The organism is Paracandidimonas lactea (assembly GCF_021653995.1).
GTDB lineage: Bacteria > Pseudomonadota > Gammaproteobacteria > Burkholderiales > Burkholderiaceae_B > Allopusillimonas > Allopusillimonas lactea.
This window is the reverse complement of the sequence record NZ_JAJJOZ010000010.1, coordinates 138,172-152,319: the sequence shown is the minus strand read 5'-3', so window position 1 is coordinate 152,319 and position 14,148 is coordinate 138,172. Positions and strand designations below refer to the sequence as shown.

The window sequence follows — 14,148 nt, the reverse complement described above, 5'->3', positions numbered from 1 at the left end:
CACCGGCGGCGCTCCCCCGGGAGACAACCGCCCCGTAAACCGGGACTTGCGACCCCAACCTTCGGGTTAACCCTGAGGTGTTGGTGTTGCGAGGGAGCGAACTATAGCATGACAATTTTGCGACACGCAAGCCGCCGCGCCCCAAATCCGCACCCGTTTGCCTCGCCTGCCCCGCCAAACACACCCAAACCCTTGATTCGCCAGCGCTTAAATTAATTTGTAACAATGGGGCCTGCCACGCCCATTCTCCACCCGCCCACCCGCCCGGACCAGGGCGGCCAATCTAAAACGCACACCAGGGCAAGCGCAACAACGGCGAAGCGGAGACAGCAGACAAAGAGAAGATCGATCAAGCCCCGGCAGGACAGAGAAAGCCGGGAAGCGAGACGGACAAAGAGAAAAGCGAAGGACACCCGCACAATCACGCCACTGCGACACTCGGCGTAGCGCGATGCTCCTGCAAAATCCACGCCGCCGCCTTCTCAGCAATCATCAGCGTCGGGCTGTTGGTATTGCCGCTGGTAATAGACGGCATGATGCTGGCATCCACCACACGCAGCCCGCGGACCCCATATACCCGCAAGTGCGGGTCCACCACCGCCAGCGGGTCGTCCGCCTTACCCATCTTCGCCGTACCCACCGGATGAAAAATCGTCGTGGCAATATCGCCGGCCAACCGCGCAAGCTCCTCGTCTGACTGATACTGCACCCCCGGCTTATATTCCACAGGCCGATATGACGCCAGGGCTGGCTGGGCCACGATGCGGCGCGTCACACGCAGCGAATCAGCTGCCACCCGCCTGTCTTCATCCGTATCCAAATAATTGGGGCAGATGGCAGGCGCATCCTCAGGCCCCGGCCCCTGGATATGGACAGACCCACGGCTGGTGGGATTAAGGTTGCAAACGCTGGCCGTGAATGCATTGAAAGCATGCAGCGGTTCGCCAAACGCCTCAAGGCTCAACGGTTGCACGTGATACTCAAGATTGGGATACGGTTGGGAAGGATCACTGCGGGTAAAGGCGCCCAACTGCGACGGCGCCATGCTCATTGGACCCGTGCGGCGCAGCGCATACTCAAGCCCGATCCGCGTCTTACCCCACAGGCTGCCGGCCAGACGATTCAAGGTCTTTACCCCTTCTACCTTATATACCGTGCGAATCTGCAGATGATCCTGCAGGTTCGCACCGACACCCGGCCTGTCCAGTACGACATCAATACCAAAGCGCTGCAGAATACTCGCCAGCCCCACGCCCGATCGTTCGAGTATCTGCGGCGTACCGATGCTGCCAGCGCTCAGAATGACCTCGCGGCGAGCCAACACACGCTGTCGGCGCCCATTGCGGATCACGGTAGCACCTTTGCAGACCAAGGACCCGTCAGCACCACGTTGAATATCCAGGCTCTCCACCATCGTGCGCGTCCATAAACTGAAATTGGTGCGGGACATGCATACCGGCCGTAAAAACGCCTTGGCGGCATTCCAGCGCCAGCCGCCTTTCTGATTGACCTCGAAATACCCAACGCCCTCGTTGCTGCCCTGGTTGAAATCATCTGACGCAGGGATGCCCGCCTGTTCAGCGGCCTTCGCAAACGCGTCAAGGATATCCCAGCGCAGTCGCTGCTTCTCGACCCGCCATTCGCCGCCGCCTCCGTGAAATTGCGCGAACCCCTCATCGATTGCGCCACCCATATTGCTTGGCTGCGCATCCATACGATAGTGGTTCTCGTGCCGCATGAAATCGGGCAAGACGTTTTCCCAGGACCACGCTGACTCACCCGTGGCGCGGGCCCATTCATCATAGTCGCGCGCCTGCCCGCGCATATAAATCATGCCGTTGATGCTGGAGCTGCCGCCCAGAGTTTTGCCGCGGGGATAGCGCAGCGTACGCCCGTTCAACCCTGCATCAGGCATGGTGCTGAAACACCAATCGGTACGGGGATTGCCGATGCAATATAGATAGCCAACCGGGATGTGTATCCAGTGATAGCTGTCACTACCGCCCGCTTCGATCAGCAGCACACGGGTGCCGGGGCGCGCACTCAGGCGATTGGCGAGCAAGCAGCCCGCAGTACCCGCGCCGATAATGATGTAGTCAAACTCAAGGTCCGACATGCTTGTCTCACTTTATAAATATGGTGCTGAACCGCATCCGAGCGTAGCAGCCGCATCGCGAAACCGCCATGGCGGTTTCTACCAGCCAAGCCGCGTTGATCGACCCAGCTCGATGCAACCCCTCCAGCATTAGACGCGAATCGCGGTGGTTTCTTTGATGCGCTGGAGAGCAAAGCTGGAACGCATGTCCACCACCGCCGGATGCTTCATCAACGTATCCATGGCAAAGCTGGAAAATCGGGTCAGGTCTTCGACCTGGATTCGCAAGAGGTAGTCCATGTCGCCCGACATCGCGTAGCACTCAACAACCTCAGGCCAGTGCTGGACATCGCGTGCGAAGTCGGACATGGGGGCATGACTGGAGCGCAGCACCTTATTTAGCCGGATCGACACATAGGCCAATAGCTTGAGCCCAACTTTTTCGGGTTCGACGACCGCGACATAGTTCTTGATGAAGCCTGCCTCTTCCAGCCGCCGAACGCGCCGCAGGCAAGGGCTGGGTGAGAGCGATACCCGCTCCGCGAGGTCCTGGTTGCTCAAGCGGCCGTTGCGCTGCAACTCGGCCAATATACGTCGGTCTGTCCGATCCAGCTGGTTTTCAGACATTATCCACCCTTTTATCTATGATTACTGAAATTTAATAGCGCAATCATGGCGCATGATAGTCATATTCGCAATCACCTGCCCTGGGATTATTCTTAAAATTTCAACTATCAGCGGCGCAAGAGCGAAGGTGAAGTACGCGACCTGCACATGGCACATACACGCCTCAGCGGTATCGAATCCGCGACCCTCGCGACTACGCCGCCACAAATAGATACTTGATAAACGGAGCGAGCAATGAGCATTACTTTTGAACCATGGGACAATCCCATGGGCACGGCGGGCTTTGAATTCATTGAATATGCAGCACCGGATCCCGCCGCATTGGGCCGTGTGTTCGAAACCCTGGGCTTCAAGCCGATCGCACGTCACCGCAAAAAGAACGTGACGCTCTATCGACAAGGCGGCATCAATTTCCTGATCAACGCCGAACCCGACTCATTCGCGCAGCGCTTTGCCCGCCTGCATGGCCCCTCCATCTGTGCCATCGCGTTCCGCGTGAACGACGCGGCCGCCGCATACAAGCGCGCACTGGAACTAGGTGCCTGGGGCTTTGATTCGGGCAGCGGCCCGATGGAGCTGAAGATACCGGCCATCAAAGGGATCGGAGATTCGCTGATTTATATGGTTGACCGCTGGCGCGGCAAAGACGGTCACCACGGAATCGGCGACATCAGCATTTACGATGTGGACTTCGAACCCCTGGATCCCGATTCGGCCGAGAACGACCTGACGCACCGCGGCGCAGGCCTGACCATGGTGGACCACCTGACCCACAACGTATACAAGGGCCGGATGGCTGAATGGGCGTCATTCTATGAGCGCCTGTTCAATTTCCGCGAAATCCGCTATTTCGATATCGAAGGCAAAATCACCGGCGTAAAGTCCAAAGCCATGACGTCGCCTTGCGGCCACATCCGTATTCCCATCAATGAAGAAGGCACGGAGGAAAAAGGCCAGATCCAGGAATATCTCGATCTGTACCACGGCGAGGGCATCCAGCACATCGCATTGGCCACCGACGATATCTACCAGACGGTGGAACAATTGCGCGCCGCCGGGCTGACTTTTCTGGACACGCCCGATACGTATTACGAATTGCTGGAAAACCGCCTGCCCGGCCACGGCGAAGACATCGAACGGCTACGCAAGAACCGCATCCTGCTCGACGGTGCGCCCGGCGGCGGCTTGCTATTGCAGATCTTCACCGAAAATCAGATAGGCCCTATCTTCTTTGAGATCATCCAGCGCAAAGGCAATGACGGCTTCGGCGAAGGCAACTTCAAAGCGCTGTTCGAGTCGATAGAACTGGACCAGATGCGGCGCGGGGTATTGAAGCCCGGTGGCACAGATGCTGAGGCCGCACAGGCCTAGCCGCCTGCACAGAAACTGGCGAAACGAAATACGCCACACTTGGAGCCTGCACCATTACATAGCAAGTACGCAGTGGTGCAGGTACCCATACCATTTGCAAGATCCACGCATCAGGTGGAAAGCAGACGGGCGTAGTGCCGGCGGAGCTTCGCCATCTTCGGCGATATCACTGCCTGGCAGTAGCCCTGCCACGGATTGCGGGCGTAAAAGTCGTGGTGATAGTCTTCAGCGGGCCAGAACGTGGCAGCATCGCGCACCTGCGTCACCACCGGTTCGCCCAGCGCCGCCTGCACTTCCTCGATTACAGCCACCGCAGTATCGCGTTGCGCATCGCTCTGACAGAAAATGGCGGATGCATACTGCGGCCCCACATCGGCGCCCTGGCGGTCAAGCGTAGTGGGGTCGTGAGTGGCAAAGAAAACCTTGAGCAGTGTGGAGAAATCGATGATGGCCGGGTCGAACACAACCCGCACCACCTCGATATGGCCGGTTGCCTTGGCGCACACGGCCTCATACGTGGGACGATCGACGTGGCCGCCCGCATACCCCGGGGCTGCCGCAAGCACACCGCGCAATGCCAGAAACACGGCTTCGGTGCACCAGAAGCAGCCGCCGCCGAGTATCGCTGTTTCAGTCATGCTTGGCTCCTTTGTGTTCCATCCGCGCGGCGTCACCAGCTTGCACGCGTGGTATGAGAGAAAGTATCCATGCCGCAAGCAGTTGCGCATCGGCTGCATTGACCTGCCGCTGCGCCGGCATCGGCACCGCGCCCCAGCGACCCCGGCTGCCGTTGCGGATTGAGTTGGCAAGATAGTCCTGCGCTGCGGCACTACCTGCAAAGCGTTCAGCGATCACGGTGAATGCGGGGCCGACGCGCTTTTCATTGACCTGGTGACAGGCCAGGCAGCTTTTCACGCGCGCGAGATCCATACCGGCTTCGTTTTGCGCAAAGGTCTGTTGCGCCATGGATGCAGCCAATATTGAGAATACTGCCAGTGTAAATCTTGAAATCATTGAACCAACCTCAGCAAATCATGCTGCTCGCAAACAAACGTTAACGATATGCCCCGTTCAGTACGCCCGCGTCGGCAAGCCGCGCCAGCGGAACGTAATGCCGCCCTAGCCATCGGCACCGATGAAGCGCATGACAGACACCACAGCGCAACTATATATAAGCTTTCATTATCGACGATAATGACTCCTGCGGATTGCCGCCACAATGCGCCTGCCGCGCGCCACATCAACGAACCTTCCAGGATGGACCATGTTGCAGTATCCAAAGTTCGATCCCGTCGCCCTGCAGCTGGGCCCCGTCGCTATTCACTGGTACGGATTGATGTATTTGCTGGGGTTCGCACTGGTGTGGGTGCTGGGTCGCTGGCGTATTAAGCGCGGCCTGTCTGATCTCACTTTGCGCGATCTCGAAGACCTGATCTTTTACTGCGTGCTGGGTGTTGTCATCGGCGGACGGCTTGGCTATGTATTCTTCTATAAGTTCGAAGACTATATCGCACAGCCCTTGCACATCTTCTATCTGTGGGAAGGCGGCATGTCTTTTCACGGCGGCCTCATCGGCGTTGTGATCGTGCTGCTTCTTTTTGCCCGGCAGCGCGGCAAGACCTTATTGGAAATCGGCGACTTCGTTGCGCCGCTGATCCCTCTGGGCCTGGCGGCAGGCCGCTTCGGCAACTTCATTAATGGCGAACTATGGGGCCGCCCCACGCATGCCCCTTGGGGCATGGTGTTTCCTCAGGCAGGCGATACGCAGCCCCGCCATCCGTCGCAACTGTACGAGATGGGGCTGGAAGGCTTCGTGCTTTTTGCACTGGTTTGGTGGTTCGCCCGCAAGCCGCGGCCCATCGGGCAAACCAGCGCAGTGTTTCTGATGGGCTATGGAACGTTCAGGTTCCTGGTCGAATTCACCCGCGAGCCCGACGTATTCCTGGGCCTGCTTGCGGGTGGTTTATCGATGGGCCAGCTATTGTCCTTGCCCATGATTGTGGTCGGTGCGATTATTTTTTATCTTTCAGCAAAAAAATCGAACCACTCACTATCACGGTAACCCGTTCAGTGCCGGGCTCCAGCGGCACGCTGGCCTGCTTGTCCGCGGTGGCCATCGCCATCATGCGTGGCGCTGGCGCCGACTCGTAGCGCGCACCAGCGCCCCCAAGGTCGACCTCGCGGATTTCGTACCCTGCATAGCCAAAGGCCTGCGAAACAGCCTGCGCGCGATCGCGAAAGGCCTGAGCCGCATCGGCGAGCAGTGCCTGCTCTTTATCGGCGCGTGCGCGCGGTGAAACGAAAAATTGCAGCCCTGCGATGGGCATACGATCGGCCAGCGTGGCGGCAAGCACCGAGGCCGCTGCAAAGTCTTTGGATTCGAGCACGATCTCGCCGCGACCTCGCCAATTGGAGATCTTGCCGTCTTGATCGTTCATAGGCCAGATACGGTAATCGCCGCTCGTGGCTTTAATTCCAGCATGCCCCTTCGCCTGCTTCATGACCGCTTCGAGCGTTTCGCTGAGTGCCTGCGCAACAGTTGCCTGCGAGTTGTCGCTGAACTCGGTGGCTAGTGTGATGCGCACTGTGTCTTGAGCGATCTCGGCCACAGCTTGCGCCTGCAGTGTGGCCTGCGGCCATTTCTGGTGGGTGCGCTGATGCGCCTGAGCATCGGGTTCGGCATGTGCGCCAGGCGCAACGGTAATACCCGCGGCCACCACCAGTGCCAACAGCACCGCAGACAAACGCGATGACGCAAGCAACGATATAGTCCCAGGCAACCGTTTACCCATCTTCGTGCAAGAATGCATATGGATCCTCTGTAAGAAAAAAGCCTGTCCGGAAAGGACAGGCTTTTTAGAATTGCCCCGCATGTGCCGTCTAGGCCGGCATCCTGGAACCTGAGGTTCAAGGTGGTCGCTATCAGTCAAGTTTCGGGTTCGCCACCGAAGCGGCGATCTCTCCTGCTTGTCAATCCAGCAACCTTATGCCAATAGACATTGGTTCAAGGAATGTATGGCCGAGTCACGAACACGGCAGGGACTAACGGTAAGGCGCCTGCCACGCAAGCGCCTATAAACGTGCGCCACGGCTACCGTGGCTGTTGGGTGCGCGGCTGGAGTTCATCCAGCATGTCGTTCATGGCATCAATTTTACGCTTGAATTCGCCGAGTGCAACTCCGCCCATCGGGCCATCGGGCGCGCGCATGGAGAGCAGCTCGCTGGCGATCTGAATGGCCGCCATCACGGCGATGCGTTCGTTGCTGGTGATCTTGCCAGTACCTTTTACGCGCAGCATACGTTGATCGACATGCCGCACCGCAGCCAGCAGAGCCTCTTTTTCAGAGGCGGGACACGCCAGGGAATAGTCGCGTCCCAGAATGGATACATCTACGCGTTCCATGGCGGGTTACTCCTGTGCGGCGCCGGGCAGCCGCATGAGAATGGAATCGATCTGCGTGCGAGCTTTGTCGGCCACCGCGCGCAGCCGTGTGGTGTCACTTTGGCTCGCATCGAATTTGTGCTGCAGTGACTCACAATCGGCGCGGTGACGCGCGACCTCGGCCTGCAGTTGTGTTTGCACCGCGAGCGCCTCGGTGCGCAGAGCTTCGAGCTGCGACTCGTGATCGGCGCTTCGTTCGCTGACTGAGGCCAGATCGGCTTGCTGGCGCGCGAGTTGATCACGCAGTGCGTCGCGTTCTTGCTCTGCCATGCGCACGCGAGCCTGCAAGGCCGAGCGCTCGTCCTGCAGCTGACGCGCGAACTGCACGAGTTGCCCGATACGGGCGGCGAGGGAATCGAGATCTTGCAACATGGGCGTTATCGTAAACCATCCCGAAGCGGCATGGGGTTTAAAAATGAAAGGCAATCATAACCTTTCACACCTCTTTCCAGAACCTTTCATTTATCTTTCATTTTTGTTTCCATTGGATCGGTTTTGCTCAGTTGATACAAAAAAAACCTCGGATTCGCGGGTAAACCCTGAATCGATGCGGGGAAATCGGGGTTGTTCAGTGCAGACCCGCTCCATTACCATTCCTCACCTTTTACGGGGCCCGGCCCCGTGTTGTGGCTGTTTGGCGTTCATACACGTTGTCGCCGACGGCAGCTTCCATTCAAACATGCTGTGAGGGAGATTTCATCAACATGCAGCTCAGAAACCGACAGGACTTCTGGTCCGGCCTAATGTTCGTCGCCTTGGGCGTCGGATTTGCGCTCGGCGCGACTAGTTATTCAATGGGCACCGCTGCCCGCATGGGCCCGGGTTATTTCCCGTTCTGGCTCGGCGTGTGCCTTGCCGTGCTTGGCGCCGTCGTGGCGCTTGGTGCTCTTTCGCCCAAAGCGCAAGAGCATCATGTCGAAAAGTTCGATTTCAAGATTCTGGTCATCGTCATCGGCGCAGTGGCGTTGTGCGGCGCCGTGCTGAACTATCTGGGCGTATATCTCTCTGTGTTCCTGCTGGTGGTGCTGAGCAGTCTGGCCAGCCACGAGTTCAGCTGGAAGGTGGCGCTCGCCACCGCCATCGGGCTGGTGCTCTTTGTCTGGCTCGCTTTCATCAAAGGCCTGGGCCTCATCTTCCCGCTGTGGCCCAGCTTCATCGGTAACTAAGCAGGAGCGCCGTATTCATGGAACTGTTTGAACACCTTGCAACGGGTTTCGCCGTCGCTCTTTCACTCGAAAACCTGGCCTACTGCCTGCTTGGCTGCCTGTTGGGCACCTTGATCGGGGTGCTGCCCGGCATCGGCCCCGTGCCCACCATCGCCATGCTGCTGCCCATCACTTATGTGCTGCCGCCCGTGGCAGGCCTGATCATGCTGGCCGGTATCTATTACGGCGCCGCGTATGGGGGCTCCACCACAGCCATTCTAGTGGCCCTGCCCGGTGAAACCTCGGCCGTGGTTACCGTGCTGGACGGCCACCAGATGGCCCGCAACGGCCGCGCGGGCGCAGCCCTGGCCATTGCGGCGCTGGGTTCGTTCTTCGCGGGCTGCGTGGCAACGCTGGTGATTGCCGGTTTTGCGCCCCCGCTGGCCGAGCTGGCCTTTAAGTTTGGCCCCGCCGAATACTTCTCGCTGATGGTGCTGGGCTTGATCGGTGCCGTGGTGCTGGCTTCGGGCTCGCTGCCCAAGGCCATCTGCATGATTCTGCTGGGCCTGCTGCTGGGCATGATCGGCACCGATGTCAACTCCGGGGTGGCCCGTTTCGACTTCGGCATCCCCGAACTGCAAGATGGTATCGACTTCGCCGTGGTTGCCATGGGCGTTTTCGGCTTCTCCGAAATCATGACCAACCTGGAATTGCGCGACCAGCGCGTGGATATCACCAGCAAGGTCGGCACGTTGTATCCCAATAAACAAGAGTTCAAAGAATCCTGGCCTGCGGTGGTGCGTGGTACTGCAATTGGTTGCGCACTGGGTATCCTGCCCGGCGGCGGTGCAGTGCTGTCCTCGTTCGCGTCATATACCATGGAGAAGAAAATCTCCAAGCAGCCTGAACGCTTCGGCAAGGGCCACCCAGCCGGCCTGGCGGGCCCCGAGTCGGCCAACAACGCCGGCTCGCAGGCTTCGTTCATCCCGCTGCTCACGCTGGGTATCCCCGGCAACGCCGTGACGGCACTGATGATCGGTGCGATGACGATCCACAACATCCAGCCTGGCCCCCAGGTGATGACCAGCCACCCCGATCTGTTCTGGGGCCTGATCGTCTCGATGTGGATCGGCAACCTCATGCTGGTGATCCTGAACCTGCCGTTGGTGGGTCTGTGGGTCAAGCTGCTGAACGTTCCTTATCGCATTTTGTTCCCGGCCATTCTGGTGTTCTGCACGATCGGTGTGTATTCGCTGAACTACAACGTGTTCGACATATGGATGACTGCGGCTTTCGGCGCCATCGGCTACCTGTGGGCCAAGCTTAAGTGCGAAGGCGCGCCGCTGCTGCTGGGCCTGGTGCTGGGGCCCATGATGGAAGAAAACTTCCGACGGGCGCTGCTGCTGGCGCGTGGCGACTACACCACCTTCGTCACCCGTCCGCTGTCGCTGACCCTGCTGGTCATGGCTGCTATCCTGGTTGTGCTGGTTGCCTTGCCTTCGGTCAAGAAGAAGCGCGAAGAAGCCTTCGTCGAAGAAGACTGATTGCGACCCGCAAGGCGAAGCCCTCGCGCTTCGCCTTGCCTGCAAAGCAGGCGCAACTGTTACACCAAGCCCACCCGCATCATGCGTGGTGGGCTTTTTCATTTGCCGGGCCGCGGCTATTATCATGATGCAAGGTGATCGAGCCAGCCGGTTGCGCTGCGATCGCCTCAACCTGCCCTCATCATCGCCCGCAGCAGCCATAATCGATACAAACCAAACAACTACGAACTACGGAGCCAACGTCTTATGTCTTCCATCAATGCCAGAGCCTATGATTCGCATCCTCGCACCCGTGTCGCGTTTTTGGGCCTGGGTGTCATGGGCTTTCCCATGGCTGGCCATCTGGCCCGCGCGGGCCACGATGTCACCGTCTACAACCGCACATTTTCCAAGGCGGAGACATGGGCGCGCGAGTTTGGCGGCGCGGCCGCGCGTACGCCGCGCGATGCCGCCGGAGCGGCCGACGTCGTGTTTTCATGCGTGGGCAACGATGACGATCTGCGCAGTGTGGTGCTTGGCGATGACGGCGCACTCGCAGGCATGCGTGCCGGCGCAATATATGTAGATCACACAACCGCTTCGGCCCATGTTGCGCGCGAACTGCACGCAGCGGCGGCAGACAAAGGCATCGGCTTTGTAGACGCTCCTGTTTCCGGCGGACAGGCCGGCGCCGTCAATGGCATGCTCACCGTCATGTGCGGCGGCGAACAGGCGCAATTCGATCGCATCCGCCCGCTGGCTCTGCACTACGCTCAAGCTGTGACATTGCTGGGTGAACCTGGTGCTGGCCAGTTATGCAAGATGGTGAATCAGATCTGCATTGCAGGTCTGGTTCAGGGCCTATCCGAAGGGATTGCATTTGGTGAGGCAGCCGGGCTGGACATGAACCAGGTGCTGGACGTGATCAGCAAAGGCGCGGCACAGAGCTGGCAGATGGAAAATCGCGGCCGCACCATGGTGGAAGGAAAATTCGACTTTGGCTTTGCGGTGGACTGGATGCGCAAAGACCTGGGCCTGGCCATGGACGAAGCGCGTCGCAATGGTGCGCGCGTCCCCGTTACCGCGTTGGTCGACCAATTTTATGCAGACGTACAGCAGATGGGCGGCAACCGCTGGGATACATCGAGCCTGATCACGCGACTGCGCAAGCGCTGAGCCGACAGGCCGCCCGTGCCGAGGGTTAGCCGGCAAGCCGCGGCAGGCGCAGCAAGGCACAAAGCCCCACCCCTCCATCCTGCGAGGGGTCGCCGTCAAGCAGCTCTATCGTGCCGCGGTTGCGCTCAGCATACGCGCGCGCGATAGCCAACCCCAGCCCCGATCCGCTACCCCGCATACCTTTGCGCGCCGGCCCACCACGATCAAAGCGCACAAATACGCTCTCGCGCAGCGACGCATCCAGGCCGGTGCCATTGTCGCAAACAATGACCCACGCGCTGGTGGCATCCAACCCAGAACTGACCGTAATGGTGCACCCGCCTCCGGCGTGGTTGATCGCGTTGTGGACTAGGTTGGCAATAGCTTCGTAGATTTCGGCGTCACTGGCCAACACCCACACACCCGACGAGGCTTGGCTCGGGCCATGGTCCCGAAAATCGATCCAGCCCAGATCCTGATGGCGTTCTCGCGCGAGCGGCAGGTATTGCAACACGACTTCACGCGCCAACTGGTTCAGGTCTACACGTGCCTGGGGCGTTGCGTCTTTCCGGCTGGCATGCGCCAGCGAAAGCAGTTGCTCGGTAAGTCGCGTGGTCTGACCGAGCTGGCGGATAATGGCCTCGAGCGTTTCGCGCACGCGCTGGCCATCAGGCTCGCGCAGGGCATATTGCACCTGCGTACGCATAATGGCCAGCGGGGTGCGCAACTGATGCGAGGCGTCGGCGAGGAACTGGGCTTGTTTATCGAGTACTTGCCGGTATAAGCCGATATGATGGTTCACGGCGCGCACCAGGGGCACGATTTCGCGGGGAACATCCTGATCGTCCAGTGGCATGAGATCGTCCACTGTGCGGGCCTTGATTTCGCGACGCAACTGCACCAATGGGCGCAATGCCCATTCGACGCTGAACCACACAAGCAGCACAGCCAGGATCAGCATGCGGCCGTCTCGGAACAAGCCTTGGCGCCATGCCTCTTGTTGCGTACGCAACCGCAAATCTATGCTTTCGCCCACCAATACCAATACTTGGCGCTGCTGCCCGTCATGGTGCAAGTCGCGCCAGATGGAGACCATGCGCACTTCGTCGTTGCGGAACATGCCTGTGTAGAACGCCGGCTGGCCTTCATCCCCAGCCAGTATGGGCGGGCGCGGCAAGCCCTGCATACCGATCAGCGTACGGCCTTCGGGGAGCCTGGCGTGCAAACCTGCCAGGTTGCGAACGGGGGGAGCGATCTCTTCGACCCGAAAATATTTGCGGCTACCTGCCCGCGATTCGAACATGACCTGCGCGTAAAACGGCGGGTCGATGCGCAAGGTGCCGTCGTCGTTGAAGCCAACGCTGGTCTCAAGCAGGCGGGCGGGTTCGAGCAGTGCCACATCGAAAACTTCTTGCGTGACGCGAGACGCTGCCTTGTAATCGTTCCAGCTGTCAATCAGCAAGAGTGTGATGGTGCCGGGGATGAGCAGCACCAGCAACCAGAAGTGCATGCTGCCGCGAGGCCGGGGCGCGTACCATTTCATTTGCAGTAGGTGTCAGGCATTGGTATCCATGCTTTCGAGCATATAGCCCAAGCCTCTTACCGTAACGATATGGACGTCGCTGCCGGCCAGCTTCTTGCGAAGACGGTGCAGCACCACCTCGATGGCGTCCAGACTGGCGTCGCTATCGTGATCGAACACCCTGCTATAGAGCTGGCCCTTTTCGACAGGCGAGCCAATGCGGGTAATAAGCACGGCCAGCGCGGCCTGTTCGCGCGGCGTAAGGTGCAGCAACGTCCCGGCCAAGGTAAACGCCCGACTTTCGCTGTTGTACACCAGCGAACCGCACTGCGCCTGCGCAGGCTCGCGCCGCCGGCTGCGGCGCACCAGCGCAGCCAACCTGGCCTCGAGCTCTTCGAGGGCAAACGGTTTGGTGAGAAAGTCATCAGCGCCAAGGTTGAGGCCGCGCACCCTATCCTGCAGGGCGCCCTGGGCTGTGAGAATAAGCACGGGCGTGACGTCGCCTCGGTTGCGCATCTCGCGCAGCAGCACCAAGCCATGTTTGTCTGGCAGACGCAAGTCCATGATTACGGCATCGTAATCGTTGGTGGACAACATGTGTTCGGCCGTGGCCGCATCGAACGCAGGCTCGGGCTCGAACCCACTTTGCGCCAGCGCGCGTTCGAGCCACGCGGACATGTCGCGCTCGTCTTCAACCAGCAGTACGCGCATGGGGAGGCTTGATTTCGTTGGCGAGGGCGCGCTGATGCTGGACACGCTGGCGCAGATAGCGCGACTCGTGGCCGCGCCGAAACAGGATGCCCGCAAGTTCGTTCAGGGCAAGCGTATAGACTTCGCGCTTGAACTCGATAACGACATCGAGTGGCACCCAATAGGGGCTCCAACGCCAGGCGTCGAACTCGGGGCTGTCGCTCGCGCGCAGGCAGACGTCGCAGTCGCGGCCCACCATGCGCAGCAGGAACCAGATCTGTTTCTGCCCCTTGTAGTGCCCGCGCGACTCGCGCCGGATAAAATTGCTTGGCACGTTATAGCGCAGCCAATCTCGCGTCCGGCCTAATATGCGAACGTGCTCTGGGAGCAGCCCCACCTCTTCGTGGAGCTCGCGGTACATGGCCTGTACGGGGCTTTCGCCGTACTTGATGCCCCCTTGCGGGAACTGCCATGCATGCTCCCGGATACGTTTACCCCAAAACACCTCGTTTTTCTGATTTACGAGGATAATGCCGACATTAGGACGGTAGCCTTCACGGTCCAGCATGGGCCACCTC

At 59.6% G+C, this 14,148-nt stretch carries 15 protein-coding genes and 1 other RNA gene; 5 read left to right on the top strand and 11 right to left on the bottom strand.

Going from position 1 to position 14,148, the window contains the following annotated elements:
* Window positions 1-421: 421 nt before the first annotated feature.
* Both LOL23_RS16835 and LOL23_RS16830 read right to left on the bottom strand, forming a co-directional pair.
* Window positions 422-2,116: a GMC family oxidoreductase gene (locus tag LOL23_RS16835; RefSeq protein ID WP_160982175.1), complete on the bottom strand. Its 1,695-nt coding sequence runs from the start codon at window positions 2,114-2,116 to the stop codon at window positions 422-424.
* Window positions 2,117-2,245: 129 nt separating this feature from the next.
* On the bottom strand, window positions 2,246-2,722 hold the full coding sequence (locus LOL23_RS16830; RefSeq protein ID WP_160982173.1) for an Lrp/AsnC family transcriptional regulator: 477 nt from the start codon (window positions 2,720-2,722) through the stop codon (window positions 2,246-2,248).
* Window positions 2,723-2,956: 234 nt separating this feature from the next.
* Here LOL23_RS16830 and hppD point away from each other — a divergent pair, with 234 nt between their 5' ends.
* On the top strand, window positions 2,957-4,093 hold the full coding sequence (gene hppD, locus LOL23_RS16825; RefSeq protein ID WP_160982171.1) for a 4-hydroxyphenylpyruvate dioxygenase: 1,137 nt from the start codon (window positions 2,957-2,959) through the stop codon (window positions 4,091-4,093).
* A 110-nt stretch (window positions 4,094-4,203) separates the two neighbouring features.
* On the opposite strand, the gene msrA is transcribed toward hppD, so the two are convergent.
* Together msrA and LOL23_RS16815 are read right to left on the bottom strand one after the other, a co-directional pair.
* Window positions 4,204-4,731 carry a peptide-methionine (S)-S-oxide reductase MsrA gene (gene msrA / locus LOL23_RS16820; RefSeq protein WP_237173952.1) on the bottom strand — a complete coding sequence of 176 codons (528 nt, stop codon included), beginning with the start codon at window positions 4,729-4,731 and terminating at the stop codon, window positions 4,204-4,206.
* The gene (locus tag LOL23_RS16815) at window positions 4,724-5,107 is read right to left on the bottom strand and encodes a c-type cytochrome (protein WP_160982167.1); all 384 of its coding nucleotides are present in this window, start codon (window positions 5,105-5,107) and stop codon (window positions 4,724-4,726) included. The genes msrA and LOL23_RS16815 overlap by 8 nt, the downstream gene beginning before the upstream one ends.
* A gap of 250 nt (window positions 5,108-5,357) precedes the next feature.
* Between LOL23_RS16815 and lgt the strand changes: the two genes are divergently transcribed.
* Window positions 5,358-6,155, top strand: coding sequence for a prolipoprotein diacylglyceryl transferase (gene lgt / locus LOL23_RS16810; protein ID WP_160982165.1), 798 nt, complete (start codon window positions 5,358-5,360; stop codon window positions 6,153-6,155).
* Here lgt and LOL23_RS16805 read toward each other — a convergent pair.
* The 4 genes from LOL23_RS16805 to LOL23_RS16790 form a co-directional block, all read right to left on the bottom strand.
* On the bottom strand, window positions 6,106-6,855 hold the full coding sequence (locus LOL23_RS16805) for an SIMPL domain-containing protein (protein ID WP_237173951.1): 750 nt from the start codon (window positions 6,853-6,855) through the stop codon (window positions 6,106-6,108). The genes lgt and LOL23_RS16805 overlap by 50 nt on opposite strands.
* Window positions 6,856-6,953: 98 nt before the next feature.
* Window positions 6,954-7,138: non-coding RNA, 6S RNA (ssrS, locus tag LOL23_RS16800), on the bottom strand.
* Between the two features lie 46 nt (window positions 7,139-7,184).
* Window positions 7,185-7,496: a cell division protein ZapA gene (locus LOL23_RS16795; protein WP_160982163.1), complete on the bottom strand. Its 312-nt coding sequence runs from the start codon at window positions 7,494-7,496 to the stop codon at window positions 7,185-7,187.
* 6 nt (window positions 7,497-7,502) lie between these two features.
* The gene (locus LOL23_RS16790) at window positions 7,503-7,907 is read right to left on the bottom strand and encodes a hypothetical protein (protein ID WP_160982161.1); all 405 of its coding nucleotides are present in this window, start codon (window positions 7,905-7,907) and stop codon (window positions 7,503-7,505) included.
* Between the two features lie 332 nt (window positions 7,908-8,239).
* On the opposite strand from LOL23_RS16790, the gene LOL23_RS16785 reads away from it, so the two are divergent.
* The 3 genes from LOL23_RS16785 (at window position 8,240) to LOL23_RS16775 (ending at window position 11,379) form a co-directional block, all read left to right on the top strand.
* The gene (locus LOL23_RS16785) at window positions 8,240-8,701 is read left to right on the top strand and encodes a tripartite tricarboxylate transporter TctB family protein (RefSeq protein ID WP_160982159.1); all 462 of its coding nucleotides are present in this window, start codon (window positions 8,240-8,242) and stop codon (window positions 8,699-8,701) included.
* 17 nt (window positions 8,702-8,718) lie between these two features.
* A complete protein-coding gene (locus LOL23_RS16780) occupies window positions 8,719-10,224 on the top strand; it encodes a tripartite tricarboxylate transporter permease (RefSeq protein ID WP_237173950.1) in 1,506 nt (501 codons plus the stop codon).
* A 246-nt stretch (window positions 10,225-10,470) separates the two neighbouring features.
* Window positions 10,471-11,379 (top strand): NAD(P)-dependent oxidoreductase, encoded by a 909-nt coding sequence (locus LOL23_RS16775; protein WP_160982155.1) that lies wholly within the window; start codon window positions 10,471-10,473, stop codon window positions 11,377-11,379.
* A gap of 25 nt (window positions 11,380-11,404) precedes the next feature.
* On the opposite strand, the gene LOL23_RS16770 is transcribed toward LOL23_RS16775, so the two are convergent.
* From LOL23_RS16770 to LOL23_RS16760, 3 genes are read right to left on the bottom strand one after another with little or no spacing between them, the layout of a single operon-like run.
* Complete coding sequence (locus tag LOL23_RS16770) at window positions 11,405-12,868, bottom strand: sensor histidine kinase (protein WP_160982153.1); 1,464 nt, start codon at window positions 12,866-12,868, stop codon at window positions 11,405-11,407.
* A gap of 45 nt (window positions 12,869-12,913) precedes the next feature.
* Complete coding sequence (locus LOL23_RS16765; protein ID WP_160982151.1) at window positions 12,914-13,591, bottom strand: response regulator; 678 nt, start codon at window positions 13,589-13,591, stop codon at window positions 12,914-12,916.
* Window positions 13,572-14,138, bottom strand: a complete 567-nt coding sequence (locus LOL23_RS16760) for an RNA pyrophosphohydrolase (RefSeq protein WP_160982149.1) — start codon at window positions 14,136-14,138, stop codon at window positions 13,572-13,574. Before LOL23_RS16760 ends, LOL23_RS16765 begins: the two co-directional genes overlap by 20 nt.
* Window positions 14,139-14,148: the final 10 nt, after the last annotated feature.

Coding starts and splice junctions, on each gene's coding strand:
- LOL23_RS16835 (WP_160982175.1), bottom strand. CDS start 2,116: ATGTCGGACCTTGAGTTTGACTACATCATTATCGGCGCGGGTACTGCG.
- LOL23_RS16830 (WP_160982173.1), bottom strand. CDS start 2,722: ATGTCTGAAAACCAGCTGGATCGGACAGACCGACGTATATTGGCCGAG.
- hppD (WP_160982171.1), top strand. CDS start 2,957: ATGAGCATTACTTTTGAACCATGGGACAATCCCATGGGCACGGCGGGC.
- msrA (WP_237173952.1), bottom strand. CDS start 4,731: ATGACTGAAACAGCGATACTCGGCGGCGGCTGCTTCTGGTGCACCGAA.
- LOL23_RS16815 (WP_160982167.1), bottom strand. CDS start 5,107: ATGATTTCAAGATTTACACTGGCAGTATTCTCAATATTGGCTGCATCC.
- lgt (WP_160982165.1), top strand. CDS start 5,358: ATGTTGCAGTATCCAAAGTTCGATCCCGTCGCCCTGCAGCTGGGCCCC.
- LOL23_RS16795 (WP_160982163.1), bottom strand. CDS start 7,496: ATGGAACGCGTAGATGTATCCATTCTGGGACGCGACTATTCCCTGGCG.
- LOL23_RS16790 (WP_160982161.1), bottom strand. CDS start 7,907: ATGTTGCAAGATCTCGATTCCCTCGCCGCCCGTATCGGGCAACTCGTG.
- LOL23_RS16785 (WP_160982159.1), top strand. CDS start 8,240: ATGCAGCTCAGAAACCGACAGGACTTCTGGTCCGGCCTAATGTTCGTC.
- LOL23_RS16780 (WP_237173950.1), top strand. CDS start 8,719: ATGGAACTGTTTGAACACCTTGCAACGGGTTTCGCCGTCGCTCTTTCA.
- LOL23_RS16775 (WP_160982155.1), top strand. CDS start 10,471: ATGTCTTCCATCAATGCCAGAGCCTATGATTCGCATCCTCGCACCCGT.
- LOL23_RS16770 (WP_160982153.1), bottom strand. CDS start 12,868: ATGCACTTCTGGTTGCTGGTGCTGCTCATCCCCGGCACCATCACACTC.
- LOL23_RS16765 (WP_160982151.1), bottom strand. CDS start 13,591: ATGCGCGTACTGCTGGTTGAAGACGAGCGCGACATGTCCGCGTGGCTC.
- LOL23_RS16760 (WP_160982149.1), bottom strand. CDS start 14,138: ATGCTGGACCGTGAAGGCTACCGTCCTAATGTCGGCATTATCCTCGTA.